The organism is Streptomyces sp. NPDC005070, from assembly GCF_053600395.1.
Map to the genome: position 1 here is coordinate 26,272 of NZ_JBSFZS010000057.1, position 26,515 is coordinate 52,786.

The window sequence follows — 26,515 nt, forward strand, 5'->3', positions numbered from 1 at the left end:
CATGCGCATGTCCCGACGGTCCCTGCTCGCGGCCGGCACCGCCGCGGCCGCCCTGACCCCCCTGCCCGCCGGGGCGGCGGAGCGGCCCGCGCACGCCGGCGCCCGGCTGCGCACCGGTTTCGAGCGTCTGGCCGGGGACGGGTACGCCCTGCTCGACGGCGGCCGTGTGGGCATCGTCACCAACCCCACGGGCGTCACCCGCGACGTCCGGCACATCGTCGACGTCATGCACGCCGACTCCCGTGTGGACCTGACGGCGGTCTTCGGCCCCGAGCACGGTTTCCGGGGCACCGCGCAGGCGGGCGGGTCCGAGGGGCGCTACGACGATCCGGCGACCGGGCTGCCCGTCTACGACACGTACCTGAAGAGCGGCCGAGCGCTCGCGGACATCTTCACGGCGTCCGGTGTGGACACCGTCGTCTTCGACATCCAGGACGCGGGGGCACGCTTCTACACGTACATCTGGACGCTGTACGACTGCATGGAGGCGGCGCAGCTCGCCGGGAAGCGGTTCGTGGTCCTCGACCGGCCGAACCCGGTCACCGGGCGTTCGGCCCAAGGGCCCGTCCTGCACAAGGAGTTCGCGACGTTCGTCGGGCGGCAGCCGATCGCGCAGGCGCACGGGATGACGGTGGCGGAGCTGGCGCGGCTCTTCAACGGGGAGTTCCTGGCGGCGCCGGTGGAACTGGACACCGTGCTCATGTCGGGCTGGAGCCGCGACCGGTTCTACGACGCCTGGGGGCTGCCCTGGGTGCCGCCGAGCCCGAACATGCCGACGGCGGACACCGCGCTGGTGTACTCCGGGACCTGTCTCTTCGAGGGGACGAACCTGTCGGAGGGCCGGGGCACGACGCGCCCATTCGAACTGCTCGGCGCGGAGGGCGTCGACGGGCGCTGGGCGGCGACGGCCGGTGAACTGGCCCTGCCCGGCGTGCACTTCAGAGAGGCCTACTTCGCTCCCACCTTCTCCAAGTTCCAGGGAAAGACCATCGGGGGCGTCCAGATCCATGTGCACGACCGGGCGGCGTACGAGCCCGTCCGCACCGGGATCGCCCTTCTGGTGACCGCGAAGAAGGTCTGGAGCGGCTTCGCCTGGCGCTCCGACAACTGGATCGACAAGCTGACGGGCTCGACGCTGGTGCGCACGATGATCGACGCGGGCGCCGGGACCGACGAGGTCGTGGCGGCCTGGCAGGACGAGCTGGAGGCCTTCCGCACGGTCCGGAAGCACTACCTCAGCTACAAGTAGGCCGGGGCCGCTTCCACGAACGAGTGAATGCGTGACGGATAGGTCGTCATGTATGGCCAACTTTCCCCGCCGGGTGGACGATGCGCCCATATCGCACCGCCCGCGGGGGTCAGGGGGCCTGACATGACGGAACCGGCAGTGAGTGTTTCTCCCTACTGGGAGCTGACGTTCGACGCGGACGGTGACGTGGACGGCCGAGAACGGGACCGGTGGCTCGAGGAGGTGCCGCGGCGAAAGGTCCGCGACCTGATCGTCTTCACGCACGGCTGGAACAGCGACCGTTCGACGGCCACCCGCCTCTTCAGCCAGTTCTTCGCACCGGTTCCCGACCTCGCGCCGGCCGCCCGCCTGGGATTCGTGGGGGTGGTCTGGCCCTCGATGCGGTTCTCGGACGAACCGATTCCGGACTTCCCCCGGCCGGTGGCCGCCTCGCTCGTCCCGGACAGCGCCTCGCCGCTCGGGAAGGACACCCGGCACGCCCTCCTGGAGGTGTTCCCCGGCCGGGCCACCGTGGTCGAGCAGATCGCCCGGCTGCTCGACCAGCAGCCGGACGACGAAGCCTCGCTGGAGGAGTTCGGCCGTCTCGTACGGCTGCTCGTCGAGGTCCGGCCGCAGGGACCGCAGACCTCCTTCGCGGCGGACACCCTCGCGGAGGGTGTCCCGGAGAGCGATCCCGAGATGCTCTTCGGGGACGCCGCGACGGTGTGCGGCGAGTTCGCGCGGGCTCTCGCCGGCACGGACGCCCCCGGCGCCGGGACGTTCGCGCTGCCCCGGCTGTGGGACGGGGCGCTCGAACTGCTGCGCCAGGCGACGTACTACGCGATGAAGAGACGCGCGGGCACGGTCGGCGAGCGCGGGCTCGGGCCGGCGGTCGGCCGGCTCGCGGCGGTGGCGCCCGATGTGCGCGTGCACCTGGTCGGGCACAGCTTCGGCGGCCGGCTGGTCTCCTTCGCGCTGCGCGGGCTGCCCCCCGGAGTACACACCGTGAAGTCGGTGACACTGCTCCAAGGCGCCTTCTCGCACTACGCGTTCGCCGCGCGGCTGCCCCACGATCCGCGCGCGAGCGGTGTGCTGGACGGCCAGTACCACCGGATCGACGGCCCGCTGGTGTGCTGCTACTCCCACTTCGACTCGGCGCTCGGCACGGTCTACCCGCTGGCTTCTCGGATGGCGGGGGACGACAGGTCCGTCGTGGCGGACTTCGGCATCGGCCGTGCCCTCGGCGCGCAGTGGGGTGCGATGGGCCACGACGGGGTGCAGGCGGTGCCGGGGACGACGTCGTTCACGCTCGCCGAGGCGTTGCGCACCCGGCTTCCGGTCTCGGGGTGCGTGAACGTCGACGCCGCCTCGGTGGTGCGCCGGGGCGGCGCCCCGGCGGGCGCGCACAGCGACATCTGCCATCGTGAGCTGGCTCAGGTGGTGCTGGCGGCGGGCCGCGTCCGCTGACCCGCCGCCGCTTCGGTGCCGAACCGCCCTGGGGCGTGCCCTAGGAGCGGTTCCGCCGGCGCCGGTGTGTGCTCGTGCTCATCGGTGCGAGGTGTACTCGACGACCTGCTGGAAGGTCGGCCGGTTCTGCCAGGTGATCTTGCCGTGCTTGATGCCGCCGAGCGTCCGCTGGACGATCGAGTCGGCGCACCACTGGTCGCCCGCCGAGCACTGGTCGTCCCCGGGGTAGACGGTCGCCGCGGTCTTGCCCGCCGCCTCCTTCAGCGAGCTGATCAGGAGGTCCCGGCAGGCGGTGAGGCTGCCCCCGCCGCAGTACGTCTGCGACAGGCCGCCCTGTACGGGCTCCCCGAGCACCTTCCGGATGTCCTTGTCGACATAGCTCCACCAGCCGTACTGGAAGGAGCTTCCGGCGTGCGAGCCGGTCGGTCCGTGTCCGGCGGACGGCGCCTCGTCGACGGGGAGGTTGTTGCCGAACGCGGTGTAGAGGTCGCTGCCGAGCCCCGGCTGGAACTCCGCCTTCACCAGCAGCGGCCACCAGGCGTCCAGGATGCGGATCGCGTCGGCGTCGGCGTAGGTGTGCGAACCGGACGAGGTCTCCTTGCGTCTGGCGCCCGCCGTCACCCACGCGGACAGCTTGCTCACGGCCGCGGCGGCCGTGGTGTCCGTGACCGGTGAGCTGTTGACGACCTTGAGCAGGCCGGGGAGCACGTCCTCGGCGCGCAGATCGGCGAGTGCCGCGTCGGCCATCGCCTTCACCAGCGCGGACCTGGTCACCCCGCCCGCCGCGACGAGCTTGGACACCCGGTCCTCCAGCAGGTCCCCGCGGTGCACGGAGCCGTCGCCCCAGGACGCCGTGGTGTAGTCCTTGGCCTGCTTGTTGTTCCAGGAGATGTAGTAGTCCTGGTCCACCGAGTTGGGGTGCGCGGACGCCGGGGTGTAGGAGGCGGTGTTCGTGGCCGGGTCCCAGTTCTGCCACTCGTACGCGGACTGCGCCCACACCGGGAACTCAGCGTCGACCCCGCCCGCCCGCACCGGGTTGTCCCCGCTGTTGTAGTAGGCGGTGTGCGACGAGTCCGCGTAGAACCAGTTGAAGGTGTAGTTGATGTTCTGCACCGCGCTCTGGAAGGTCGCCGGACTCTTCACGAAGTCGGGGTCGTTGAGCATCTGGAAGCCGATGATCGAGTCGGCCTCGTGCAGGAAGGAGGTGCGCAGGGTGGTGTACGCGACCTTCTTGCCGCCCACCGTCGCGCGGTACTCGACGGGCCCGTACTTGGTCCGGTAGACCTGCATCCGGTACGAACCGGCCGCGGTGCCGTCGGCGGTGGTCGGCTTCCAGGAGTTGGTCCGCTCGACCTTGTCCATCGCCGTGCAGGTGCCGTGGTAGAGGTAGTGGTAGTCGTCCTGGCACAGTTCGACGGCGTACGTGTCGATGATGTCCTGGCCGGAGGTCGTCGCGCTCCAGGAGTAGTCCTGGCCGCGGCCGAGTTCGACGTACATGCTCAGGCCCGCGAAGGAGGCGCCGCGGGCGCTGATCCCGGGCCCCTGGATCTCCTGGAGCATGAGGAGCTGTGGCGCGAAATAGCCGGTCTGCGGGCCGAAGACGGCGATCGGGTGGCCACTGGCGGTGTGTTTGCCGCTCACCACGAGGGCGTTGGACATACCGCGCTTGGCGGAGGTGAGCGAGGTCGTGGCCGCGGTCGCCGAGGCGCCGGTGGCGCTCGCGGTGGCCGCGCTGCCGGTGCGGTCGTAGACCAGCGGCTCCTGGGTCACCGAGCCGGCGTCGGGCAGGGCCTGGCCCTGCGCGCTGTCGGGCTTGGAGGCGTACGGGAAGCTCTCGCCGCTGTGCACGGTGAGCGCGGCTTCCGGGTCGTTGCGCTCGCGGAAGGACTCCCAGACCTTGGTGCCCTCGGTGACGCCGTACTTGGACTGGGCGGCGAGCAGGGAGATGGCGTTGTTGACCTCGCCGCCGCCTCCGGAGCCGAAGAGCGAGCCGATGACGGATGCCAGCGCGACCAGGTCGGTCAGCTTGAAGTGGTCGATGGTGCCCGCGTTGGTGATGGAGTCCTTGTGGCCGGTCAGGACGTATTCGCCGGGGAAGTAGCGGCCGCTGTCGGAGGCGTCGATGTAGGCGTTGATGCCGTCGAGGTAGGCGTTCGCGTCGGCGAGGGCCTGGGTGCCGCGGGCTCCGGCCTTGCTGGTCGCGCTGTCGATCTGGGCCTGCAGATCGGCCTCGGTGTAGGGCGCGCTGCGCCAGAACTCCTGCTCCAGGCCCTGGTTGGAGGGCGCGCCGCCGGCGAAGCTGGTGAGCTGGCCGCGTCCGACGTGCCGGAAGACGTCCATGAGCCACAGCCGGTCCTGGCCCGCGGCGTACCCGGCGCCGTACTCGGTGCCGTAGCGGGTGGTGCCGGTGATGTGCGGGACGCCCGTCTTCTTGTCGCGGACGATCGTCACGTCCGTGCGGCCGCCGGGTTTGGTGGTCGACTCGACCTGGCCCGAGGCGACGCCGAAGGAGGCGTCGTTGAAGAAGTCGTTGATCTTGGCGTCGGTGAGCGTGGAGTAGCCGGAGGGCAGGTTGCCGTAGAGGCCGAGCTGGTCCTCGGCGTGACCGGGCTGGGTGCCGAAGACCTGGTTGAGCAGGATCTGGGCGAGGGTTGCGTTGCCGTTCTCACCGGGCGGCAGGATGTCCGAACACTGGCCGCCGCAGTAGTCGTTCGCGGCCGCGGCGGCCGAGGTGTCCGCGGCTGCCGCCGGGGAAAGCGGCGACAAAAGACCGGCAATGAGCACGCATAGGGATGCCGCCTTGAGGAACTTGGGGAATCTGCGGGGAGTTCTCAGTCTGTCCAAGGTGGTGCGTGGGGTGCTGGGTGCCATGTCAGCTCCTACGGACGTGGGGTGCCCGGACGTTACCGCCGGTATCCCCGGTAGTGAAGATGAACATGCGTCAGTTTTTGGGATTCACGGTGAACGAGGGCCCGCCGGAGATTCGGCGGGCGGCCGGCCGACGGTGACGGAGGCGGGCTCAGGACACTCGGCGAGTGGCTCACGGGGGTCGTCGAAAAATTGGATGGAGCCGAATCGCTTGTCGATACGTCTACTCGACGACGTCCGTACGGGACGGCGCCGAAGTGACCGGAGTACAGGTGCAGGTGTGACGGAGGTGCAGGACGATGGCCGGTTTCCGGAGTCTGGCGAGACAGGCGCGAGATCCGAGGTGTGATCTGGCACTGCGGCGGTACTCACTGCGCAAGTGCCTGGAGAGATTCGCCCCTTACGGGCATCGGGCGACCTGGGACCATCTGTGCTCCCGGGCGGGGTTCGACCCCGAGGACCGCTCCCCCGATCCGGCGCGGCTCGTGGCCGCACTGGACGAACTGGAGGAGGCCCGCTCCGTCTGGCTCGCCTACGAGGTCGAGTTCGCCAAGCGCCGCAAGAAGGAGAAGCACGACGGGCTGCGCAGGCCGGGCACCGTCGACGACTGGCACCGGCTCACCTGGGGCGGCTTCGGCGTCGCCTGGTGCGACAACCCCCGTGTCCACCCCCATGAACCACTGGCCGAGATGCTGCGCCGGCTGATCGCGGCACTGGAGCGCGCACCGGGCACCGTCTGCCCCGTGTGCGCCGGTGAGCGCCTCGTCTGGATGTACGACCTGGCCCACGAACCGTCGTCGGGCCCCGTCTGCACGAGCTGCGGAATCGTGGTGCCGCGGCCCGTCCTGACCCCGGAGGCGCTGGCCGGCGCCAGGCGCGGCCGGCTGCTCGTCTCCGCGTGAGCACCCCGCCCGGCCGAGCGGCGCGCCCGCGCGGCCGGGTGCACTTCGCGAGCGCGGGGCGGCGACGGTAGCAGCAGGAAATCCACTGGTTCCAGCCGTTTCTCCGCCGGACAGTTGGGGGCGATGAAACACGGCTGAGCAACCCGAGGAGTCCCCCATGTCGACGCTGCGCGTCACCGCCGAAGTGCTGACCGTCCACGAGCATCCGAACGCCGACGCGCTCGAACTGGCCCAGGTGGGGCTGTACCGGGCCGTGGTCGCCAAGGGCGCGTACCGCACCGGCGAGTGGGCGCTCTACATCCCGGAGCAGTCCGTGCTGCCGGCCCCGCTCATCGAGGAGCTGGGGCTGACGGGGCGTCTGGCGGGCAGTTCGGCGGACCGGGTCAGGGCGGTGCGGCTGCGCGGCGAGCTGTCGCAGGGGATCGTGTGCCGCCCCAAGGCACTGGCGGACGTGGACCTCGCGCGGGCCGCCGCCGAGGGCACGGACTTCGCGGAGTTCCTCGGCATCGTGAAATGGGTCCCGCCGATCCCGCCCACGATGAACGGCGACGTGGAGGCGGCGCCCGATCTGCTGCCCTGGGTCGACATCGAGAACATCCAGCGCTACCCGGACATCTTCACCCCGGGCGAGCCCGTCGTCGTGACGGAGAAGCTGCACGGTTCGGCCTGCCTGCTGACCTACCTCGCCGACGAGGACCGCGTCCATGTGTCCTCGAAGGGCTTCGGCGCCAAGTCCCTGGCGCTGAAGGAGGATCCGCGCAATCTGTACTGGCGCGCGGTGCACGGACACGGTGTCGCGGAGGCCGCCGCCCGGATCGCCGGACGCCTCGGCGCGCGCCGCGTCGGCATCTTCGGCGAGGTGTACGGGGCCGGTGTGCAGGACCTGTCGTACGGCGCCGACGGCCGCCGCGAGACCATCGGCTACGCCGTCTTCGACGTGTCCGCGGAGATCGACGGCGAGGTCCGCTGGCTGGACGCGCAGGAGCTGCTGGCGGATGAACTCCCGCTCGTACCAAGGCTGTACGAGGGGCCGTACGACGTCGAACGCGTCCTGGAGATCGCCTCCGGCCGGGAGACCGTGTCCGGCCGCGCCCTGCACCTGCGCGAGGGCGTCGTGATCCGCCCCGGCGCTCCCGCCCCCGACGGGCCGGAGGGGACCTTCACCGCCGCCGAGCGGTACAGCCCGGTGACGGGCGGACGGGCCATAGCGAAGGCGGTCAGCCCGGCCTACCTGACCCGCAAGGGCGGCACGGAGTACGAGTAAGCGCGGCCACCGGACGTCAGCGGCAGTCCCCCGCCGCCGGTTCCCCGCGCGGCCCGGGTTCGCACGCCGGCGCCGCTCTCCGCTCCCGCGGGGCCGGCGCCGGCCCCGCGCCGGCCGGCTCCGCCATGAGCCGGGAGCCGGCCCGGCGCTCGCCGAGGACGTCGTCGGGGTTGGAGAGCACACAGGTCTCCAGGGAGAGGCAGCCGCAGCCGATGCAGTCCGTGAGATGGTCGCGCAGCCGGCCGAGTTGCCTGATGCGCTCGTCGAGTTCGGAGCGCCAGGCCCGGGACAACCGGGCCCAGTCCTCGCGCGTCGGGGTGCGCTCCTCCGGGAGTTCGGCCAGCGCCTCCCGGATCGTGGCGAGCGGGATGCCGACGCGCTGGGCGGCCCGGACGAAGGCGACACGGCGCAGCGCGTCACGGTGGTAGCGGCGCTGGTTGCCCGAGGTGCGGCGGCTGGAGATCAGGCCCTTGGACTCGTAGAAGTGCAGGGCGGAGACGGCCGCGCCGCTGCGGGCCGACAACTGTCCGACGGTCAGCTCGTGGACCGTCTCGGGGATCTGGGGCACTCCCCCAACCTACCTACCGCGCCACCCGTCCGGTCCGTTGACATGCGCCGCCCGGCCGACCATGCTAAGCAGTCGCTTAGACAATGAGATGCGGGAGGCCAGGGACATGGCAGAGCCGAGGACGTTCGCGACCGTCGAGGAACTGCGGGGCGCCGTGGGCGAGCAGCTTGGATACACGGACTGGGTCGAGATCGAGCAGAAGCGCATCGACCTCTTCGCGGAGGCCACCGGCGACCACCAGTGGATCCACGTCGATCCGGAGAAGGCCGCGGCGGGTCCGTTCGGCACGACGATCGCGCACGGCTATCTCACCCTGTCGCTGCTGCCGCTCTTCGGCCCGCAGCTCATCGGCGTCGAGGGCGTGCGGATGGGCGTCAACTACGGGACGAACAAGGTCCGTTTCCCCGCGCCGGTCCCGGTCGGCTCGCGGCTGCGCGCCACCGGGACGATCACCGCGGTGGACGACGTGCCCGGCGGTGTACAGGTCTCCCTCGCCTTCACCGTGGAACGCGAGGGCGGCGACAAGCCCGTGTGCGTCGCGGAGTCGGTCTCCCGCTACTACCTCTGACACCGCGGCCCGGGCCGGAACAGGCCCGGGCTATGCCTTGAAGCCCACCATCCGCCGGACCAGGTCGGCGTACAGCGCACCGACCTCGTCCGGCGTGCGGGGGCCCTCGACGTTGAACCAGCGGGCCACGTCGATGCACAGGGACAGCACGGCGACGGTGGTGCCGGGGACGTCCGGGACGTCGAACTCGCCGGTCGCGACACCGTCCTGGATGATGCCGCGGACCTCCGCGTCGACCTCCCGGCGCAGCGCGATGATCTCCGCGCGGGCGTCGGGCCCGAGGGCCTCCAGCTCGTACTGGACCACCCGGGCGGTGGTGTGCTGGCCCGCGTGCCACCGGACGAAGGACCGCACGGCGTCGGAGAGCCGTTCGGCCGGCGTGCCCTCGGCCTCCGCGGCGGTGCGCACGATGTCGAGCGCCTTGTCGTGGCCGATGCGGCTGATCCGGTGGAGCAGCTCTTCCTTGGTCTTGTAGTGGATGTACAGCGCGGCCGGGCTCATGCCCGCGCGGCCCGCGATGTCCCGGGTGGTCGTCGCGTGGTACCCGCGCTCCGCGAAGGCCTCCACCGCGGCGATCAGCAGCCGCCGCGCCGCGTCCGGGGTCACCTCGGCCCACGGCTGCATCTCGCCGCCGGACGTCTCCTGCGCCGTACTCATCGCTGTTCGCCCCTTCTCCACTGACAGGGTGAACACCATACCTCCGAACCTGAGCGGGCGCTTAGCGCCGGCCGGGTCCGGGTCGCGCCCGGATCAGAGCTTCTCAAAGGGGTCGTAGACCCGGCCGCCGGGACGGCCGCCGTCCTGGCGGTCGCGGATCACCTTGGCCAGGGTGAAGGAGGACGTCACCAGATAGAGGACGGCGATGGCCAGGAAGCCCCGCACCCAGGCGTCGGCCTGGAGCTTGAAGATGCCGAGCGCGGTGGCGGCCATGGCGACGGAGAAGGAGGCCACGGCCTGTCCGTAGAAGGCGGCCGTGTTCTGCTGTTTGACGGGTGTCTCGGTCATGGGACAAGGATCGGCGGACGTGGCCGCCGCCACATCCGCCGTCGTACTCAGGCACGTACTCAGGGTCAGAACGCCGAGACACCCGTCAGGGCACGTCCGATGACCAGTTTCTGTATCTGGCTGGTGCCTTCGTAGAGGGTCATCACCCGGGCGTCGCGCAGCAGTTTGCCGACCGGGTACTCGTCGATGTAGCCGTAGCCGCCGAAGACCTGGAGGGCGTTGTTCGCCGCGCGCACGGCCGCCTCGGAGGCGAAGAGCTTGGCCTTGGAGGACTCGGTCGCGAACGGCAGTCCGCGGTCCACGAGATCGGCGACCCGCCAGGTCAGCAGCCGCGCCGCGTCCACGTCGACGGCGATGTCGCTGATCAGCTCCTGGACGAGCTGATGGTGGGCGATCGTCTTCCCGAACTGCTCCCGCTCGGTCGCGTAGGCCACCGCCGCGTCGAGGGCGGCCTGAGCGATGCCGACGCAGCCCGCGGCCACCGACATCCGGCCCTTCGCGAGCGCCGACATGGCCACGCTGAAGCCCTTGCCCTCGGGCGCCATCATGGCGCTCGCCGGCACGCGAACGTCCTCGAGGGCGAGTTCGGCGGTGGCCTGGCCGCGCAGCCCGAGCTTGCCGTGAATCGTGCGGCGGGTCAGACCGGGGGTGTCGGTGGGCACGAGGAAGGCGGAGACACCCTTGTGGCCCGGGGCGTCGGTGGAGCGGGCGAAGAGCAGCACGACATCGGCCCAGGTGCCGTTCGTGATGAACACCTTGCTGCCGTTGATGACGTAGTCGTCGCCGTCGCGCACGGCGCGGGTCGAGAGCTGTCCCGCGTCGGAGCCGGTCCCCGGCTCGGTGAGCCCGAAGCAGCCGACGTACTCGCCGGAGGTCAGCCCCGGCAGCCAGCGCCTCTTCTGCTCCTCGCTCCCCCAGGCGGCGATCGACTTGGCGACGAGCCCGAGCGAGACGGAGACGATCCCGCGCACGGAGGAGTCCCCGCGCCCGAGCTCCTCGGTGACCAGGCAGTACGCGAGGTGGTCGCCGCCGCTGCCGCCGTACTCCTCGTCGATGGTGAGGCCGAGGAAGCCGACCTCACCGAGCTTCTTCACGATGGACCGGTCGACGTCCTCCGCGCGGTCCCACGCGACGACGTGCGGGGCGATCTCGCGGTGCACGAAGTCCTTGGCGAGCTGCCGGACGGCGGTCTGCTCATCGCTGAGCCCAAGGTTCATGCCGGGTCACCCCACAGATAGCGGACTTTGAATGCCGAACATTTAAATTAGCACTGCTAGTTTCATGGTGCAGCCCTACTATGTGCGCCATGGCCCGACCGCGCAAGCCCCTCCTCAGCACCGACCGCATCGTCGAGACGGCACGGGCACTGGTGGACGCCGAGGGCCTCGCGGCCGTCTCGACGCGCCGGCTCGCGGCGGAACTGGGAGTGAGCGGGCCCTCCCTCTACAACCACTTCGGCACCAAGGACCAGATCCTGGAGGCGGTCGCGGACTCGGTGAGCGCGCAGGTCGAGCTGTCGATGTTCGAGGACGGCCGCGACTGGCGGACCGCGCTGCACGACTGGGCCGTCTCCTACCGCGCGGCCCTGCGCGACCACCCGAACATCGTCCCGGTCCTCGCGCGCGGGCCGGGCCGCAGACCGGCCGGACTCCGGCTCGCGGACGCCGTGTTCGGCGCCATGGTCGCGGCGGGCTGGCCGCCGGCTCAGGCCACCTCGATCGGGGCACTGATGCGGTACTTCATCATGGGGTCCGCGCTGGGCTCCTTCGCCGGCGGCTTCGTGGACGACGAGAGCGCCTACGACCCGGCGGACTACCCCCATCTGGGACAGGCGCACCTCCTCGCCGACCAGCAGGAGAAGATCGACGAGCGGGCCTTCGAGACGGGACTCGTCGCCCTGCTGGACGGCCTCGCGGTGCAGTACGCGGCACTGGCCCGGGAAGCCTGAGCGGGGCGGTCTCCGGCGGCACCCGGCACGCCTCCGACTCGGCCCCGTGCCGGCCACCGGGGTCGGCTCCGGGATCGGACCGGGATCGGACCCAGGCACGGACCCAGGCACGGACCCGGCATCGGACCCGGGCACGGACCCGCGCCGACCTGCGCGTCCGAAATTCGCGAGCCCGGACGCCGGTGACCCGCCTAGCCTCAGGAGCATGATGAACACCTCCCCCGTAGCGCCGCCCGGGCGGCGCGCCCACTTGCTCGCCGCCGGTGCGGCGACCGTCACCGTCGGGCTGTGGGCCTCCGCCTTCGTCGCGATCCGCAGCGCGGGCGCCGCGTACTCGCCCGGCGCGCTGGCGCTCGGACGGCTGCTGGCCGGAGCCCTGGTGCTCGGTGCCGTGTGCGTCGTACGGGGTGAGGGGCTGCCGCCGCGCGGTGCCTGGCGCGGCATCGCGATATCCGGGGTGCTGTGGTTCGGCTTCTACATGGTCGCCCTGAACTGGGGCGAGCAGCAGGTGGACGCCGGTACGGCGGCGCTGGTCGTGAACATCGGCCCGATCCTGATCGCGCTGCTCGGGGCCCGGCTGCTGGGGGACGCGATGCCGCCGCGGCTGCTGGCCGGCATGGCGGTGTCGTTCGCGGGCGCGGTCGCGGTGGGGCTGTCGATGTCCGGCGGCGGCGGTTCGTCGGTGCTCGGGGTGGTCCTGTGTCTGCTCGCCGCCGTCGCGTACGCCGCGGGGGTCGTCGCGCAGAAGCCGGCGCTCGGGCGGGCGAGCGTGCTCCAGGTGACGACGTACGGCTGTCTCGTCGGGGCGGTGGTGTGCCTGCCGTTCGCGGGACAGCTCGTCCACGACGCGGCCGCCGCCCCGGTCTCCGCGACGCTCGACATGGTCTATCTGGGCGTCTTCCCGACCGCGCTGGCCTTCACGACCTGGGCCTACGCCCTGTCCCGGACGAGTGCGAGCCGTATGGGCGCGACGACGTACGCGGTGCCCGCCCTGGTCGTCCTGATGTCCTGGCTCTTCCTCGACGAGGTCCCGGGGCTGCTGACACTGGCCGGCGGGGTGCTGTGTCTGGCGGGTGTGGCGGTGTCGCGCTCCCGGCCGCGCCGGGAACCGGCTCCGGCGCAGCCGGCCGTGCCGGGTGCCGCCGCCGGGACGGCCGACGGGTCCGGTGCGACACCCGCGCCGGACCCGACCGCGGGCGCGGCTCCGGCTCCGGCCGGCGCTCCGGCGCCCACCACGGGCACGGAGGCGGGAAGCCGGACCGAACAGGCCTGATCGCGGGCCGCCCCGGGGACTCTCGCGTCCTTCCGAGGCGGCCCGCGAACCTCGGCCGCAGGCGGCGGGGACGACCGCCTCCGGAAGACGGGGCTAGAAGACCACCAGCGCCCGGCCCCCCTTGCCCGCGATCATGTTGTCGAAGGCCGCAGGGATGCCGTCCAGGGCGATGCGGTCGGTGACCAGGCCGCCGAGGTCCAGCCGGCCCGCGCGTACGTGCTCGGCGAGCATCGGGAGATCGCGTGCCGGGTCGGAGTTGCCGTACACGCAGCCGGCGAGGGTCCTGCCCCAGTGGAAGATCTCCAGGGCGTTGAAGGTGACCTGCTGGTCCTTGCCGCCGATGCCGACGACGGTGGTGCGGCCACCGCGCCGGGTCGACTCCCAGGCGGTACGGATGGTGACGGCGCGGCCGACGCACTCGACGGCGACGTCGACGCCGTGACCGCCGGTCAGGGCGCGGATGTCGCGGGCGGTGGTGTCGGAGGCGACGACGTAGTCGGTGGCTCCGGCCTCACGGGCGAGGGACTCCTTCCGGGGCGAGACGTCCACGGCGACGATCTTCGAGGCGCCCGCGATCCGGGCGGCCTGCAGGGCGGCGAGCCCGACCCCGCCGGCCCCGAACACGGCGACGCTCTCGCCCGGCTGGACCTGGGCGGAATGGTGGACGGCGCCGTAGCCGGTGAGGACGGCGCAGCCGAGCAGGGCGGCCTCGGTGAGCGGGATGCCGTCCGGGGCGGGCAGGACGCAGGAGACGGGCACCACCGTCTCCTCCGCGAACGCGGCGACGTTCAGGCCGGGATGCAGATCGCTCCCGTCGGAGGCGCGGCGGGCGTACACGGATCCCGCGCCGGTGAGCGCGTCGGCGCACAGCCACACCTCGCCCAGCGAGCAGGCGTGACAACGGCCGCAGGAGGGAGCCCAGTTGAGGACGACAGGGGAGCCGGGGGCGACCTGACCGACGCCCTCGCCGACGGCGACGACGGTGCCGGCGCCCTCGTGGCCGAGCACGGCGGGCACCGGGACCCGCATGGTGCCGTTGGTCAGGGACAGGTCGGAGTGGCAGACCCCGGCGGCGGCGAGTCTCACCCGGACCTGGCCCGGTCCGGGATCGGGGAGTTCGATCTCGGCGATCTCCAGCGGGGCACCCACGGCGGGAAGGACGGCGGCGCGAACCACGTGAACGCTCCTAGAACTGGAGGGACTTGGTCTGGAGGTACTCGGACAGGCCGTGGGCGCCGAGTTCGCGCCCCACGCCCGACTGCTTGTAACCCCCGAAGGGGGCGAGGGGGTTGAAGCGTCCGCCGTTGATGTCGACCTGGCCGGTGTCGAGCCGCCGTGCGAAGGCGACCGCCTCGGACTCCTCGCCCGCCCACACCGCGCCCGCGAGCCCGTAAACGGTGCCGTTGGCGATCCGCAGGGCGTCCTCCTCGTCCTCGTAGCGCAGGATCGACAGGACCGGTCCGAAGATCTCCTCCTGCGCGATCGTCATCCGCTCGGTGACGTCGGCGAAGACGGTGGGGCTGACGAAGTAGCCCTGCTCGCGCGGGGATTCGGCCCCGCCCGCGACGAGCCGCGCGCCCTCGGCGACGCCCTTCTCGATGTAACCGCGCACCCGGTCCCGCTGCTTGGCGTTGACGACGGGTCCGATGCGGCCGCCGTACTTCGCGGCGGCGGCCGCGGCGAGCTCGACCGCCTCGTCGTAGCGCTCGGCGGGGACCAGCATGCGGGTCCAGGCGCTGCACGTCTGGCCGGAGTTGGACATCACGTTGGCGACGCCGACGTTCACGGCCTTGGCGAGGTCGGCGCTCGGCAGGATGACGTTGGCGGACTTGCCGCCGAGTTCGAGGGCGACGCGCTTGACGGCGGCGCCCGCGGTCGCGCCGATCCGCCGGCCGACCGCCGTGGAGCCGGTGAAGGAGACCAGGTCGACGTCCGGGTGCTCGGCGAGCGCCTGGCCCGCGACCGGGCCGAGGCCGGTGACGAGGTTGAAGACACCGGCCGGGACGCCCGCCTCGGCCACGGCCTCGGCGAAGAGCTGGGCGGTGAGCGGGGTGTCCTCGGCGGGCTTCAGCACCACCGTGCAGCCGGCGGCGAGCGCGGGGGCGACCTTGGCGACGATCTGGTGCAGCGGGTAGTTCCAGGGCGTGATCGCGCCGACGACGCCGACGGGCTCCTGGTAGACGGTCGAGTTGCCGACCTTCTCCTCGAAGGCGTACGCCGCCGCCAGCTCGGCGTAGGAACCGGCGACCAGCACCGGGACGCCCGCGTGCACGGCCTGGGAGAACGCGAGCGGCGCTCCCAGCTCGGCGGTGACGGTCTCGGCGATCTCGTCCTTGCGGGCGGCCAGGACGTCCCTGAGGGCGGTGAGGCGGGCGGCCCGCTCGGCGGGCGGGGTGGCGGCCCAGCCGGGGAACGCGGCACGCGCGGCGCGTACGGCGGTGTCGACGTCCAGGGCCGTGCCCGCCGGGACGTGGCCGATCACCTGCTCGTCGACCGGGTTCACGACCTCGATCGTGTCCCGTCCGGCGGCGGGGCGCCACGCCCCGTCGATGTACATGCCGTCATGTGCCTTCATCGTGTTCCTCCCGGGCGGGGGCAGCGTCGTCCGGACCCTAAACTAGCGATGATAGTTTTGCGGCGCCAGGGTGACCTTCCGCACGGCAGGTCACGGGCACCGGTCACCTCACCCCCAGGGAGTCCTCGCCACCCGCCCCGGGGAGTCACTCCTCCAGGTCGGGCAGCCGCTCCGGCGCCGGGCAGATCCGCTCGCCGCTCCGGTCGAAGACGAACAGATGGGCCAGGTCCACGAGGAGCGGGACCTGCATGCCGTGGCGGAGGTCGAGGTCGGGCGTGGTGCGCACGACGAGATCGCCGGGCAGCCGCCCCTCGGGCGGTGTGTGCCCGGCGTGATCGGCCTCGTCGTCCGCGGGATGGTCGAGGACGACGACGGGTCCGGCCCGCAGCGCCCCGGCGCGCCCCCGCAGCCGCTCCAGGACGGTGCCGTCACGGCGCCGCCGGCGCGTCGGGCGGGACGGGCGCGGCGACTCCAGATCCGGTACGAAGGCGGGCCGCGAGCCCGTGTTGAAGTGGACGAGGACCTCGTGCCCCTGGAACTCCACGTGCTCGACCAGGCCGGTGATCGCCACCTCGCCGGGCCGGGCCTGCGACGGTCTGGCGAGCCGGATGGCCTCGGAGCGCAGCCCGACGATCACCTCGCGGCCCTGCTGCACCCGGAGCAACTGGTGGTCCAGACAGAGGGGTTCGGGCAGGCGCAGATACTGCTTGCCGAGGCTGATCGTCATGGCGCCGTCGAGCGGGGCCCGGACGAGTCCGCGCAGCAGATTGATCCGCGGGGTGCCGATGAAGGCGGCGACGAAGACGTTCGCGGGCAAGGCGTAGACCGTGCGGGGCGTGCCCAGTTGCTGGAGGACCCCGCCGCGCATCACGGCGACCCGGTCGCCGAGCGACATGGCCTCGGCCTGGTCGTGGGTGACGTAGACCGTTGTGGCGCCCAGGTCCCTGGTGAGCTTGGAGATCTCGGCCCGCAGATGGTTGCGGAGTTTGGCGTCGAGGTTGGACAGCGGCTCGTCCATCAGGAACGCGGAGGGGTGGCGCGCTATCGCCCGGCCCATCGCGACGCGCTGCCGCTCGCCGCCGGAGAGCTGGTTGGGGAAGCGGTCGAGGAGGTCCTGGATGCCGAGCATCCGGGCGGTGGCGTCCACCCGGGCCCGGGGGTCCTCGCCGGGCGTCTCGATCCGCAGCGGGAAGCCGATGTTGTCGCGGCTGGTCATGCTCGGATAGAGGGCGAAGTTCTGGAACACCATGGCCATGTTCCGCTCGGAGGGCGGCAGGTCGTTGGAGTACTCCCCGTCCAGGCGCACCTCGCCCTCGGTGACCTCCTCGAGTCCCGCGATCATCCTCAGCACGGTCGACTTGCCGCAGCCCGAGGGGCCGAGCAGCACGAGGAATTCGCCGGGCCGGATGTCCAGCGAGAACCGTTCCACGGCACGGGGCCCGCGGGCGTACGACTTGCTGACGTGGTGCAGGGAGATGGCGCGTGTCATGACAGGTGCCCCCGGGGGCGTGCAAGGCGCTGGTGCTCCGCGGCCGGTCGTCCCGTACGGGTCGTACGGGACCTTGAGTCACGGAAGCTAACGGACCGCGCACGTCCGGGGGAAGACACGTGGCGGTATCGGACGGGCGGGTTCGGTACGGGCGGAAACGGACGATCGGCTACCGGTCGGGCCGGGACGGGCACCGGAGCCGTCGGCGCAACGGCGGTACGCCGTACCGGTGTTCGTCTCAGCGGGGGCCGGCCCGCCCCAGGATCTGCGTGAGGTGGGCGAAGGCGATGACGTTGGCCGCGTATCCGGCCTTTCGGTCGTAGGCGCCGCCGCAGGTGATCAGGCGCAGTTCGGGGCGCCCGCGGTCGCCGTACACCTCCTGGTCGGGGAAGTGTGCCTTCGCGTACGTTCGTACGGCGTCCACCGTATAGACGGCGGTCCGCCCGTCCACGCGCCGTGCCTCGACGCGCGCGCCGGGACGGACGCGTTCGAGCGGGGCGAAGACGGCGGGTCCCGTCCGGGTGTCGCGATGGCCGACGACGAGGGCGGTGCCGCGCTCGCCCGGCGAGGGGCCGTTCGTGTACCAGCCGACGGGCTTCGGGTCGTCCACGGGCGGGGCGGTGAGCCGTCGTTCGCGGTCCAGCCGGAGACCGATGACCGGTGCGTCGACGCCGAGGGAGGGAATGCGCAGGGAGGCGGCCCGGGAGCGCGGCAGCGGTGCGGGCGGGGGCGCGGGCCGGGCCGCCCGGTGGGCGGCCGGGGACGGATGCCGCCGGCCGTGTGCGTCGCCGCCGGGGCGGGCGTCCGGCGTGTGCCCGGCGCCCGCCTTCCCGGACGGCGCCCGGGAGGCGGCGCCGTCGTCGCGTACGGCTCCGGACGCCATCGTCCCGGCGGGCTCGTCGTCCCCCGTCCACCAGACGCCGCCCACCACCAGCGCGACAACGACCGCCAAGGTCCTCGTCAGGCGGTAGGCGCGCGTCCGGTGCCAGGGCCTACGCTGCCTACGCGGCGCCATGGTTGCGTCGGCGCAGCCGCAGGAACACGACTCCCCCGGCCACGGCGAGACCGGCGGCCGCCGCACCGGCCACCGGCGAGAAGTTCCGCTCGTGGGCGAGTCCGCCGCCGCCCGCCGGCGGTCCGCCGTTGGGGCCCTGGCCGCCCTGCTGGCCGCCCGGGCCGCCCTGCTGTCCACCGGGGCCGCCGGGGCCGCCCCGCTGACTGGGCGTCACGCTGGGTCCGCCGCCCGGTCCGCCCTGCGGGCCGGGTGCCGTGCTCGGTCCGCCGTTCCCGGTCGGCGTCGCGCTCGGAGCGCTCACGGGGCAGTCGACCTTGAAGACCTTGCTCTTGCCCGCGCCGTTCTCGCCCTGGAAGTTCCAGGTCAGCTTGTACTGGCCGTCGGGCAGGGTGAAGATGCGGGTCCCGGCGCGCCCGGTCTGGGACGCGGACAGCGTGCCCGCCAGGACGGGGTCGCCCGCGGCGCCGGGCTGGTGCGCGATCGACCAGGAGACCTGCTGCCCCGCGTCGAAGCCGAAGCCGTCGAGGTAGAACCGGCAGACCTTCGGATCGTCCCGCTGGTTTTCGAAGCGCGTGTTCGCGTCGTGGATTTTGACGTCGCCGTTGTCACCGGGGGCGGCGACGGCGGCCGGGGCACCGAGGAGAGCGGTGCCCGCGACCGCGAGGGCGGCGAGGGCACCGGCGCCGCGCCGGGGCACGGAGCGGACACCGGCGCCGCGTTGTGGCGCGGGGAGGGACGAGGTGGCCATGCGGGGCTCCTCCGATTCAGATGATCTTCATACAAATTTCTGGTCATCTGACTACTTCTCATAGAAGGTCCACGAAGGGCCGCAACTGCGCCCGGACTCCCGTCAGGTATCGCTCTACCGGCGCAAGGGCGCCCCACCGCCCGGGTGCCGGATCAGGGGCAGGCCACCAGCTCCACGGGCACTCCGTTGAGGACCGCCGTTCCGGACAGCGGGTCGAGCAACGAGCCGTCGAGAAGCTGGTTGACGTTGACGCCGGGGTCCAGGGAGGCGTGACTCATCCGGGTGCCGGGGCGGTCGTGCCCCCAGCCGTGCGGAAGGCTCACCACCCCGCGCCGCACGGTGTCGGTGACCTCCACCGGCGCGGTCACCTCTCCCCCGGCGCCCTTGACGCGCACGGCGGAGCCGTCCGCGAGCCCCAGCCGGGCGGCGTCCTCGGGGTGGATGTGCAGGGTGCAGCGGTTGGAACCGCCGGTGAGCGCGGGGACGTTGTGCATCCAGCTGTTGTTGGAGCGCAGATGACGGCGGCCGACGAGGACGATCGCCGCCGGGCGTTCGCGCAGCGCGTCCCGCAGCCGCGGCAGATCGCCCGCGATCGGCTCGGGAAGCAGCTCGATCCTCCCGCTGCGGGTCTTGAGCCGGCGCGGCAGGCAGGAGGCGAGCGGTCCGAGGTCGATGCCGTGCGGGTGTGCCAGCAGCCGGTCCAGGGTCAGGCCGTCGGGGCGCGCGCCGAAGCCGTCGCCGTACGGGCCGAGGCGCAGCATCATGTCGAGCCGGCGCTCGGGGCCGCTCTCGCCGGTGAGGGCGGCGGCGAGTTCCCGCGGGTCGCGTCCGTGCACCGGCGAGGCGGTGTCCCCGACCGCCTTGGCGAGGGTGCCCTCGACGACCATGGTGTCCACGGCGGACGGGTCGGCGCCGTGCATGCCGGTCGCGGCGAGGACGAGCCGGGCGAGGATCTCGGTCTCCGCCATCCGGCCCTCCTCCAGGGGGACGGCGGGGCGGTTGTAGCGGACCTGGTTGCGGACGGCGAGGGTGTTGAACGCGAAGTCGTGGTGCGCGCTCCGGGAGGGCGGGGGCGGCGGCAGGACGACGTGGGCGTGGCGCGAGGTCTCGTTCAGGTACGGGTCGACACTGACCATGAAGTCCAGCGATTCGAGGGCCTTGTCGAGCCGGAGGCCGTCGGGCGCGGACAGGACGGGGTTGGCGGCGACGGCGATGACGGCGCGGACCGGGCTGCCGTCCTCGGTCGGGGTGTCTATCTCCTCCGCGAGGGCGGCCAGCGGCAGTTCGCCCTTGGCCTCCGGGTGCCGGCTCACGCGGCTGTGCCAGCGGCCGAGCGCGAAGCCGTGACCGGGGCCCGCCGGACGGGGGGTCCGGTCGGTGGCGGCCGTCGGGAAGAGGGCGCCGCCGGGCCGGTCGAGGTTGCCGGTGAGGATGTTGAGGACGTCCACCAGCCAGCTCGCCAGGGTGCCGTGCGGGACGGTGCAGCTACCGATGCGGCCGTAGACGGCGGCGGTGGGCGCGGCGGCCAGCTCGCGCGCCAGCTCCCGGATCGTGCCGGCGTCCACATCGCAGGCCGCGCTCGCCGCCTCGGGGGTGAAGTCCCGCAGCGCGTCCGGGAGTTCGTCGACACCCTGGACATGCGGGGCGAGCGCGCCGAGGTCGACGAGCTTCTCCTCGAACAGGACGTACGCCATCGCGGCGAGGAGCATCGCGTCGGTGCCGGGACGGATGGACACATGGCGGTCGGCGAGCTTGGCCGTGCGGGTGCGGCGCGGGTCGATGACGGTCAGCGTGCCGCCGCGGGCCCGCAGCGCGCGGAGCCGGCCGGGGAAGTCGGGGGCGGTGCACAGACTTCCGTTGGACTCCAGCGGGTTGGCGCCGATGAGCAGCAGGTGGTCGGTGTGGTCCAGGTCCGGCACGGGGATCGCGTTGGCGTCTCCGTACAGCAGGCCGCTCGACACGTGCTTGGGCATCTGATCGAGCGTGGAGGCGGAGAAGACGCTGTGCGTGCGCAGGGCGCCGAGCAGGACGGCCGGATAGAGGGCGCCCGCCATGGTGTGCACGTTCGGGTTGCCGAGGACGACGCCGAGGGCGTGCGGCCCGTACCGCTCGACGACCGGGCGCAGTCCGGCGGCCACGGCGCCGAAGGCCTCCTCCCAGGTGGCCTCGCGCAGTTCGCCGTCCTCGCGGACGAGGGGGGTGCGCAGCCGGTCGGGGTCGCCGTCGGCGGCGCCGAAGGCGGCGCCCTTCGGGCAGATGAAGCCCTTGCTGAACACGTCGTCGCGGTCACCCCGGGCGCCGGTCACCCGGGTGCCCTCGATGGTCAGGGTGAGCCCACAGGTGGCTTCGCACAGGGGGCAGACGCGCAGCGCGGTTCGGGAGTCGGGGGTGGTGCCGGAGGTACGGGACACGGGTCCTCCCGGAGGCGGTGGCTGTGATGGCACACGGACGCGAGCGAGCATACCGACCGGTACGCATGACGGGGAGGGCATGGCGGTGGTCACGTCGAATTTCGGCACACGGACGGAAACGGCCCCGGGGGCAGGGGTCCGGCTAGTCGAGGACCCTGGCCAGATAAGCCCGGAGCAGTTCGCGCGTCTCCTCGATGATCCGTTCGTCCCCTTCCGGATCGACCCGGAAGGCGAGGTGGACCAGGGTGTCGGCGCTCTCGACGGCCACAAGGAAGCAGCGGCGCAGATCGTCGTCCGGGGTGCGGTCGAGATAGCCGGAGAGCAGGTCGGTGAGACGGTCGGCGACCCGGGTGTTGGGCTCGGCGTACCGGGCGCCGACGGGGATCTGGTTGCCGAAGTCGACGAGGGAGAAGCCCGGCGCGGTGCGCTTCATGGCCAGGTATTCGTCGAGCACCGCGTCCATCGCGGCCCGCCAGTCTCCCCCGTCCGCCTCGCGCAGGCTCTGGCCGACGCGCTCGGTGTAGAGCTCCAGGTTGCGCTGGGCGAGCGCGTCGGCCATCGCCCGCTTGTTGCCGAAGAAGCGGTAGACGGAGCCGATGGGCACACCGGCCCGCTGGGCCACGGCCCGTGTGCTCAGCCCGTCGTAGCCCACCTCGTCGAGGAGGTCGGCACAGGCGTCGAGGATTCTGGTCAGTCGTTCTGCGCTACGCCGCTGTACGGGCGCTCTGCGGAGCGATGTCGCATGGGGCACGCTCTTCATGATGCCTTTCCGCCGGGGTCAGGTGAACCTCGCCCATCAGTACGCACCTGCGTGCCGTGCCCACTCATCGGTACGCACCCGCGGGCCGTGACCCCTCGTTTCCGGCGGGCGTCTCCGTGCCGTGACCACGCGGCGCGCCCCGGACCCCGGCGCCCTCGACGGCGTACGGGCGCACGACGCCGGGCTTCCGCGAGGACGTCCGGGCGCACCACGCCGGCCCGCGGGGCCGTCGGCGTCAGCCCTCCGCGGCGGAACCCGAGGCCGTGATGTCGGCCGTGCTCTCCACGGGCTTGCCGCGGACGGCCCACACGGTGCCGTCGTCCGCGTACAGCCGCACGGTGACGTGGTGGGTGCCGCGCGGCACCAGGTCCTCGGCCAGGTGGCACTCGGCGGTGCGCAGCCGCGCGACGGTACGGCCGTCGACGTACAGGTGGGCGATGCCGCGCCCGGCGGCCGGCACGGCGCGCGTACCCGCGGGCGAGAAGGCGAAGTTGCGGACGGTCAGCCGCACGTCCCAGCCGGTGGCGGAGTCCGGCTGGATCTCGATCGCGACCTCGGGTGCCCCCTTCCTGCCCACCTCACGGTAGAGCCGTCCCTCCTCGTCCATCTCGTCGAGCAACGTGCCCACGGGCGAGGCCGAGATCCTGGTCTCCCGCTCGTGCGCGTCACCGGTGCCGCAGCCCACGGTCCCGCCGGACAGGGCGCAGACCGCGAGCGCGGCGAGCAGAGCACGTGTCCACCGCATGTGCGGGAGCGTAGAACAAGGCCCGTCCTGGCCGGATCCCCCTGAAGTCGGGTTCTTCCAGCCCGCGGACGCCCTTCAGGACTAGTCCCTTGGCACATCCGGCCAAACCCGCGACCGAACCGGTCCGCCTCTTGCGCGGGGCGGAAGTGAATCCTACGGTGATGCATAGGAATCAGGCGCGAGGGAGCGATCATGAGCGGGGACGCGAGGAAGACGGCCGAGGGGCTGGCCTACCTCACCGGATTCGGCAACGAACACAGCTCGGAGGCGGTCCCGGGGGCCCTGCCGCACGGCCGCAACGCGCCGCAGCGCGCCCCGCTCGGCCTGTACGCGGAGCAGCTCAGCGGCTCGGCGTTCACCGAGCCGAGGGCGTCCAACCGGCGTTCGTGGCTGTACCGGATCCGGCCGTCGGCCGCGCACCCCGCCTTCACCCGCGCCGACAACGGCGCGGTGCGGACGGCGCCGTTCACGGAGACGGTGCCCGATCCGAACCGGCTGCGCTGGAACCCGCTGCCCGAGCCCCCCGCCGGGACGGACTTCCTCGCGGGCCTGTGGACCCTGGGCGGCAACGGCGACGCGAGTCAGCGCACCGGGATCGCGGTGCACCTCTACCACGCCAACGCGTCGATGGAGCGGGTGTTCAGCGACGCCGACGGCGAGCTGCTGATCGTGCCGGAGCGCGGCGGACTGCTCCTGCGCACCGAGTTCGGCCTGCTGCATGTGGAACCGGGCCAGATCGCGCTGATCCCCCGGGGGGTGCGCTTCCGGGTGGAGCTGCTGGACACGGCACCGGAGGGCGGGCGCGGCCGCGGCTCCCGGGGGTATGTGTGCGAGAACTACGGGGCGCCCTTCCAGCTCCCCGACCTCGGCCCGATCGGCGCCAACGGCCTCGCCAACGCCCGTGACTTCCTCGCCCCGGTCGCCGCGTACGAGGACGTCGAGGGCCCGGTCGAGGTGGTGAACAAGTTCTGCGGCAACCTCTGGACGGCAACGTACGACCACTCGCCGCTGGACGTCGTCGCCTGGCACGGCAACCACGTGCCGTACGTCTACGACCTGCACCGTTTCAATGTGATCGGCTCCATCAGCTACGACCACCCGGACCCCTCGATCTTCACGGTGCTCACCTCGCCGTCCGACACCCCGGGGCTGGCCGGCGTCGACTTCGTCGTGTTCGCGCCGCGCTGGCTGGTGGGCGAGGACACGTTCCGGCCCCCGTACTTCCACCGGAACGTGATGAGCGAGTACATGGGGCTCATCGAGGGCGCGTACGACGCGAAGGCGGAGGGCTTCGTGCCGGGCGGCGGCTCGCTGCACAACATGATGTCGGCGCACGGACCGGACGAGGAGACCTTCCTCCGCGCCAGCGCCGCCGAGCTGAGGCCGCAGAAGATCGACGACGGTCTGGCGTTCATGTTCGAGACCCGGTGGCCGGTGACCGCGACGGCCCAGGCGGCCGGGGCGGAACATCTCCAGCGTGGCTACGACGACGTGTGGAAGGGGCTCGGACGGCACTTCCGTCCGGCCGACTGAGCGGCACCGGCCGTTGCCTTCCACGCCCGCGACCGGTACGGATACCCTCGTGACCTCCTTCGCTCCCGATTCGATCGTCCTGAACCGCAAGCTGCCGCTGTGGTATCAGGTGTCGCAGTCCCTGCGTGCGTCCATACTCGGCCGCACCCCTCAGGATCCCCTGCGCCTGCCCACCGAGGAGCAGCTCGCGGGGCATTACGGGGTGAGCGTGCTGACCATGCGGCAGGCGCTCAAGGAACTGGAGGTCGAGGGTCTCATCACCCGGCACCGTCGGCGGGGCACGTTCATCGAGCCGAGCGCCCGGCGGGGCGCGCCGGTGCGGCTGCTCGGCTCGGTGGACGCGATCGTGGCCCAGCAGTCGGGCATGACGACCGAGCTGCTGGACCAGGGGAAGGCGCCCGTTTCCGGCGAACTGGCGGAATTCTTCCCGGATGTGGACGAGGTCGCGACGTACCACCGGCTGCGCAGCGACGAGACGACGGGCGAACCGACGAACCACGCGCGCAACTACCTCCGGCCGGAGCTGGCCGACCGCATCGACCGGGAGGATCTGATCCGCTGGCCGATGACCAAGGTGCTGCGGGACGTGCTCGGCGTCGGCATCAGCCGGATCACCGACACGGTGGAGGCCACGCTCGCGGACCCGGAGACGGCGCGGCTGCTCCAAGTGCCGCTGCTCAGCCCGATCCTGCGCTACACGGGCGTCATCCACGGCACGGACGGGCAGGCGCTGGACGTGGCCGTCATCCACTACCGGGGCGACCGCTTCTCGTTCACGGTCACCCTCGACGCGCACTGACGATGACGTACGGGGACGGCGAGCGGCGCCCGCGTCGTACGATGCCGAGCGTGACGTCCGACGCCGCTCCGCTGCTCGCGGATCTCATGCCGTGGTCCGTCGCACCGCCGAGGCTGGGCCGGAGGTGGCCGACGGCCCCCGACGCGGCATCCCTGAAAGCACGCTGGGACGCCCTCGTACGGGCCGAGGGGGAGGACCGCGAGGCACTGTTCGGGCCGACGCGGGCGCGCACGACGCACTCCGCGGTCGCCCAGCTCCCGGGCCAGTCCAGCGGAACGGCCCGCCTCGCACGGGTGTCGGACCCCTGCCCGGCGCCGGTGCGCGTGCTGAGCGCCCCCTTCGACGAGCAGTGGCTGATTCCCGACCACAGGCTGATCGACTCGGCCCGCCCCGAGCTGTGGCGGGTGGCGGGTGAGGAGCAGGTCTTCGCCGTCGAGCAGACCCCGGTGCCCGAGTCCTCCGGTCCGGCGCTGCTGGCCGCGTCCCTGCTGCCGCTGAGCGCGGGCCGCGGCGGGCGGGTACGTCCTCTCTACCGGCGCCCAGGCGGCCGCGAACCGAACCTGGCGCCGGGCCTGTTGGAGTATCTGGGCGCGCGTCTCGGAGGCACGCCCGCGCCCGTCGACGTCCTCGCCTGGACGCTGGCGGTCGCGCGGCACGGCCGGGACGGCTGCCTGGTCCCGCTCACCGCCGACCCGGACGTGTGGTCCCACGGCGTCGAGTTGGGGCGGCGCATGCTGCGGCTGATGCGGCGCGACGGTGAGCGCCCCAAACTTCCCGGCGGCCGGCGCCCCTACGTGCGCGCGCCGCTGTCCACCACCCTCCCCCGGGGAGCCCGGCCGGCCACGGGCCCTCTCCTCACCGACCCGTACTACGACCGCGCCGAGGAGTCCCTGCACCTCGGCGAGGGCAGGATCTCGCCCGTGCCGCCCGAGGCCTGGGACTTCGAGGTCGGCGGCGTGCGCGTGCTGGAACAGTGGTTCGCGGCACGGACCGGGGCGAGCGAGCCGGGCACGCTGGAGGCGATCGGTCCGGCCGGCTGGCCGCAGGCGTGGACGTCCGAACTCCTCGAACTCGTCACGGTGCTCGCCCTCCTCGCGGAACTGCGGCCCCAGCAGGCCGCGTTGGAGCCGCGCTCACCGATCACCCGGACGGAACTGCGCACGGCCGGTGTGCTCCCCGTCCCGGCCGCGGCACTCCGCCCCGCCTCGGTGCTCGACCACCACGAAGAGGGTCCGGAGGGCCAGTTCGCGCTGATCTAGTGCCGCGGCAGGCAACGTTTGCCCGTCAAGGAGCGGCGCCCGGTGCGTGCTCTCGGTGTGCCGGCCGGAAGTCCTTGTACTGGATGTACT

At 72.4% G+C, this 26,515-nt stretch carries 23 protein-coding genes; 10 read left to right on the top strand and 13 right to left on the bottom strand.

Going from position 1 to position 26,515, the window contains the following annotated elements; genetic code table 11:
* Position 1 precedes the first annotated feature (1 nt).
* Together ACWEBX_RS20600 and ACWEBX_RS20605 are read left to right on the top strand one after the other, a co-directional pair.
* On the top strand, positions 2 to 1,249 hold the full coding sequence (locus ACWEBX_RS20600) for an exo-beta-N-acetylmuramidase NamZ family protein (RefSeq protein WP_451886274.1): 1,248 nt from the start codon (positions 2 to 4) through the stop codon (positions 1,247 to 1,249).
* Between the two features lie 123 nt (positions 1,250 to 1,372).
* Positions 1,373 to 2,695 carry a serine-threonine protein kinase gene (locus tag ACWEBX_RS20605; protein ID WP_451886275.1) on the top strand — a complete coding sequence of 441 codons (1,323 nt, stop codon included), beginning with the start codon at positions 1,373 to 1,375 and terminating at the stop codon, positions 2,693 to 2,695.
* Between the two features lie 78 nt (positions 2,696 to 2,773).
* Here ACWEBX_RS20605 and ACWEBX_RS20610 read toward each other — a convergent pair whose 3' ends face one another.
* Positions 2,774 to 5,566: a penicillin acylase family protein gene (locus ACWEBX_RS20610; protein ID WP_451886276.1), complete on the bottom strand. Its 2,793-nt coding sequence runs from the start codon at positions 5,564 to 5,566 to the stop codon at positions 2,774 to 2,776.
* 296 nt (positions 5,567 to 5,862) lie between these two features.
* On the opposite strand from ACWEBX_RS20610, the gene ACWEBX_RS20615 reads away from it, so the two are divergent.
* A complete protein-coding gene (locus ACWEBX_RS20615; protein WP_451886277.1) occupies positions 5,863 to 6,465 on the top strand; it encodes a hypothetical protein in 603 nt (200 codons plus the stop codon).
* Between the two features lie 157 nt (positions 6,466 to 6,622).
* Positions 6,623 to 7,729, top strand: coding sequence for an RNA ligase (ATP) (locus tag ACWEBX_RS20620; RefSeq protein WP_451886278.1), 1,107 nt, complete (start codon positions 6,623 to 6,625; stop codon positions 7,727 to 7,729).
* A gap of 16 nt (positions 7,730 to 7,745) precedes the next feature.
* Here the strand turns inward: ACWEBX_RS20620 and soxR are convergent, their stop codons facing one another.
* Complete coding sequence (gene soxR, locus ACWEBX_RS20625) at positions 7,746 to 8,297, bottom strand: redox-sensitive transcriptional activator SoxR (RefSeq protein ID WP_451886279.1); 552 nt, start codon at positions 8,295 to 8,297, stop codon at positions 7,746 to 7,748.
* Between the two features lie 106 nt (positions 8,298 to 8,403).
* On the opposite strand from soxR, the gene ACWEBX_RS20630 reads away from it, so the two are divergent.
* Positions 8,404 to 8,865: a MaoC family dehydratase gene (locus tag ACWEBX_RS20630; protein WP_355773332.1), complete on the top strand. Its 462-nt coding sequence runs from the start codon at positions 8,404 to 8,406 to the stop codon at positions 8,863 to 8,865.
* A gap of 30 nt (positions 8,866 to 8,895) precedes the next feature.
* Here the strand turns inward: ACWEBX_RS20630 and ACWEBX_RS20635 are convergent, their stop codons facing one another.
* From ACWEBX_RS20635 to ACWEBX_RS20645, 3 genes are all read right to left on the bottom strand, one after another.
* On the bottom strand, positions 8,896 to 9,522 hold the full coding sequence (locus tag ACWEBX_RS20635; protein WP_451886280.1) for a TetR/AcrR family transcriptional regulator: 627 nt from the start codon (positions 9,520 to 9,522) through the stop codon (positions 8,896 to 8,898).
* A gap of 93 nt (positions 9,523 to 9,615) precedes the next feature.
* Complete coding sequence (locus tag ACWEBX_RS20640) at positions 9,616 to 9,870, bottom strand: YiaA/YiaB family inner membrane protein (protein ID WP_382789340.1); 255 nt, start codon at positions 9,868 to 9,870, stop codon at positions 9,616 to 9,618.
* 65 nt (positions 9,871 to 9,935) lie between these two features.
* On the bottom strand, positions 9,936 to 11,087 hold the full coding sequence (locus tag ACWEBX_RS20645; protein ID WP_451886281.1) for an acyl-CoA dehydrogenase family protein: 1,152 nt from the start codon (positions 11,085 to 11,087) through the stop codon (positions 9,936 to 9,938).
* Between the two features lie 89 nt (positions 11,088 to 11,176).
* Between ACWEBX_RS20645 and ACWEBX_RS20650 the strand changes: the two genes are divergently transcribed.
* Together ACWEBX_RS20650 and ACWEBX_RS20655 are read left to right on the top strand one after the other, a co-directional pair.
* Positions 11,177 to 11,818 carry a TetR/AcrR family transcriptional regulator gene (locus tag ACWEBX_RS20650; protein ID WP_451886282.1) on the top strand — a complete coding sequence of 214 codons (642 nt, stop codon included), beginning with the start codon at positions 11,177 to 11,179 and terminating at the stop codon, positions 11,816 to 11,818.
* 205 nt (positions 11,819 to 12,023) lie between these two features.
* Complete coding sequence (locus ACWEBX_RS20655; RefSeq protein WP_451886283.1) at positions 12,024 to 13,091, top strand: DMT family transporter; 1,068 nt, start codon at positions 12,024 to 12,026, stop codon at positions 13,089 to 13,091.
* Between the two features lie 93 nt (positions 13,092 to 13,184).
* Here the strand turns inward: ACWEBX_RS20655 and ACWEBX_RS20660 are convergent, their stop codons facing one another.
* The 8 genes from ACWEBX_RS20660 to ACWEBX_RS20695 form a co-directional block, all read right to left on the bottom strand.
* A complete protein-coding gene (locus tag ACWEBX_RS20660) occupies positions 13,185 to 14,267 on the bottom strand; it encodes a Zn-dependent alcohol dehydrogenase (protein ID WP_451886284.1) in 1,083 nt (360 codons plus the stop codon).
* Positions 14,268 to 14,277: 10 nt separating this feature from the next.
* Complete coding sequence (locus tag ACWEBX_RS20665; protein ID WP_451886285.1) at positions 14,278 to 15,666, bottom strand: aldehyde dehydrogenase family protein; 1,389 nt, start codon at positions 15,664 to 15,666, stop codon at positions 14,278 to 14,280.
* Between the two features lie 145 nt (positions 15,667 to 15,811).
* A complete protein-coding gene (locus tag ACWEBX_RS20670; protein ID WP_451886286.1) occupies positions 15,812 to 17,155 on the bottom strand; it encodes an ABC transporter ATP-binding protein in 1,344 nt (447 codons plus the stop codon).
* Positions 17,156 to 17,393: 238 nt separating this feature from the next.
* A complete protein-coding gene (locus ACWEBX_RS20675; protein ID WP_451886287.1) occupies positions 17,394 to 18,107 on the bottom strand; it encodes a class F sortase in 714 nt (237 codons plus the stop codon).
* A gap of 49 nt (positions 18,108 to 18,156) precedes the next feature.
* Positions 18,157 to 18,918 (bottom strand): hypothetical protein, encoded by a 762-nt coding sequence (locus ACWEBX_RS20680; RefSeq protein ID WP_451886288.1) that lies wholly within the window; start codon positions 18,916 to 18,918, stop codon positions 18,157 to 18,159.
* Between the two features lie 152 nt (positions 18,919 to 19,070).
* The gene (locus ACWEBX_RS20685; RefSeq protein ID WP_451886289.1) at positions 19,071 to 21,329 is read right to left on the bottom strand and encodes a molybdopterin oxidoreductase family protein; all 2,259 of its coding nucleotides are present in this window, start codon (positions 21,327 to 21,329) and stop codon (positions 19,071 to 19,073) included.
* Between the two features lie 142 nt (positions 21,330 to 21,471).
* Positions 21,472 to 22,089 carry a TetR family transcriptional regulator gene (locus tag ACWEBX_RS20690; RefSeq protein ID WP_451886290.1) on the bottom strand — a complete coding sequence of 206 codons (618 nt, stop codon included), beginning with the start codon at positions 22,087 to 22,089 and terminating at the stop codon, positions 21,472 to 21,474.
* 235 nt (positions 22,090 to 22,324) lie between these two features.
* Complete coding sequence (locus ACWEBX_RS20695; RefSeq protein ID WP_451886291.1) at positions 22,325 to 22,834, bottom strand: hypothetical protein; 510 nt, start codon at positions 22,832 to 22,834, stop codon at positions 22,325 to 22,327.
* Between the two features lie 192 nt (positions 22,835 to 23,026).
* Here ACWEBX_RS20695 and hmgA point away from each other — a divergent pair, with 192 nt between their 5' ends.
* The 3 genes from hmgA to ACWEBX_RS20710 are packed head-to-tail and all read left to right on the top strand — an operon-like array spanning position 23,027 to position 26,425.
* Entirely contained in the window at positions 23,027 to 24,367 is a 1,341-nt protein-coding gene (hmgA, locus tag ACWEBX_RS20700) for a homogentisate 1,2-dioxygenase (protein ID WP_451886292.1), read from the top strand.
* A 49-nt stretch (positions 24,368 to 24,416) separates the two neighbouring features.
* The gene (locus ACWEBX_RS20705) at positions 24,417 to 25,166 is read left to right on the top strand and encodes a GntR family transcriptional regulator (protein ID WP_355769767.1); all 750 of its coding nucleotides are present in this window, start codon (positions 24,417 to 24,419) and stop codon (positions 25,164 to 25,166) included.
* A 41-nt stretch (positions 25,167 to 25,207) separates the two neighbouring features.
* A complete protein-coding gene (locus ACWEBX_RS20710; protein ID WP_451886293.1) occupies positions 25,208 to 26,425 on the top strand; it encodes a type ISP restriction/modification enzyme in 1,218 nt (405 codons plus the stop codon).
* Positions 26,426 to 26,515: the final 90 nt, after the last annotated feature.

Bases quoted from the DNA above. Each gene is read 5' to 3' on its own strand.
- ACWEBX_RS20600 (WP_451886274.1), top strand. From the start codon at position 2: ATGCGCATGTCCCGACGGTCCCTGCTCGCGGCCGGCACCGCCGCGGCC.
- ACWEBX_RS20605 (WP_451886275.1), top strand. From the start codon at position 1,373: ATGACGGAACCGGCAGTGAGTGTTTCTCCCTACTGGGAGCTGACGTTC.
- ACWEBX_RS20610 (WP_451886276.1), bottom strand. From the start codon at position 5,566: ATGGCACCCAGCACCCCACGCACCACCTTGGACAGACTGAGAACTCCC.
- ACWEBX_RS20615 (WP_451886277.1), top strand. From the start codon at position 5,863: ATGGCCGGTTTCCGGAGTCTGGCGAGACAGGCGCGAGATCCGAGGTGT.
- ACWEBX_RS20620 (WP_451886278.1), top strand. From the start codon at position 6,623: ATGTCGACGCTGCGCGTCACCGCCGAAGTGCTGACCGTCCACGAGCAT.
- ACWEBX_RS20630 (WP_355773332.1), top strand. From the start codon at position 8,404: ATGGCAGAGCCGAGGACGTTCGCGACCGTCGAGGAACTGCGGGGCGCC.
- ACWEBX_RS20635 (WP_451886280.1), bottom strand. From the start codon at position 9,522: ATGAGTACGGCGCAGGAGACGTCCGGCGGCGAGATGCAGCCGTGGGCC.
- ACWEBX_RS20640 (WP_382789340.1), bottom strand. From the start codon at position 9,870: ATGACCGAGACACCCGTCAAACAGCAGAACACGGCCGCCTTCTACGGA.
- ACWEBX_RS20645 (WP_451886281.1), bottom strand. From the start codon at position 11,087: ATGAACCTTGGGCTCAGCGATGAGCAGACCGCCGTCCGGCAGCTCGCC.
- ACWEBX_RS20650 (WP_451886282.1), top strand. From the start codon at position 11,177: ATGGCCCGACCGCGCAAGCCCCTCCTCAGCACCGACCGCATCGTCGAG.
- ACWEBX_RS20655 (WP_451886283.1), top strand. From the start codon at position 12,024: ATGATGAACACCTCCCCCGTAGCGCCGCCCGGGCGGCGCGCCCACTTG.
- ACWEBX_RS20665 (WP_451886285.1), bottom strand. From the start codon at position 15,666: ATGAAGGCACATGACGGCATGTACATCGACGGGGCGTGGCGCCCCGCC.
- ACWEBX_RS20670 (WP_451886286.1), bottom strand. From the start codon at position 17,155: ATGACACGCGCCATCTCCCTGCACCACGTCAGCAAGTCGTACGCCCGC.
- ACWEBX_RS20680 (WP_451886288.1), bottom strand. From the start codon at position 18,918: ATGGCCACCTCGTCCCTCCCCGCGCCACAACGCGGCGCCGGTGTCCGC.
- ACWEBX_RS20690 (WP_451886290.1), bottom strand. From the start codon at position 22,089: ATGAAGAGCGTGCCCCATGCGACATCGCTCCGCAGAGCGCCCGTACAG.
- ACWEBX_RS20695 (WP_451886291.1), bottom strand. From the start codon at position 22,834: ATGCGGTGGACACGTGCTCTGCTCGCCGCGCTCGCGGTCTGCGCCCTG.
- hmgA (WP_451886292.1), top strand. From the start codon at position 23,027: ATGAGCGGGGACGCGAGGAAGACGGCCGAGGGGCTGGCCTACCTCACC.
- ACWEBX_RS20710 (WP_451886293.1), top strand. From the start codon at position 25,208: ATGCCGAGCGTGACGTCCGACGCCGCTCCGCTGCTCGCGGATCTCATG.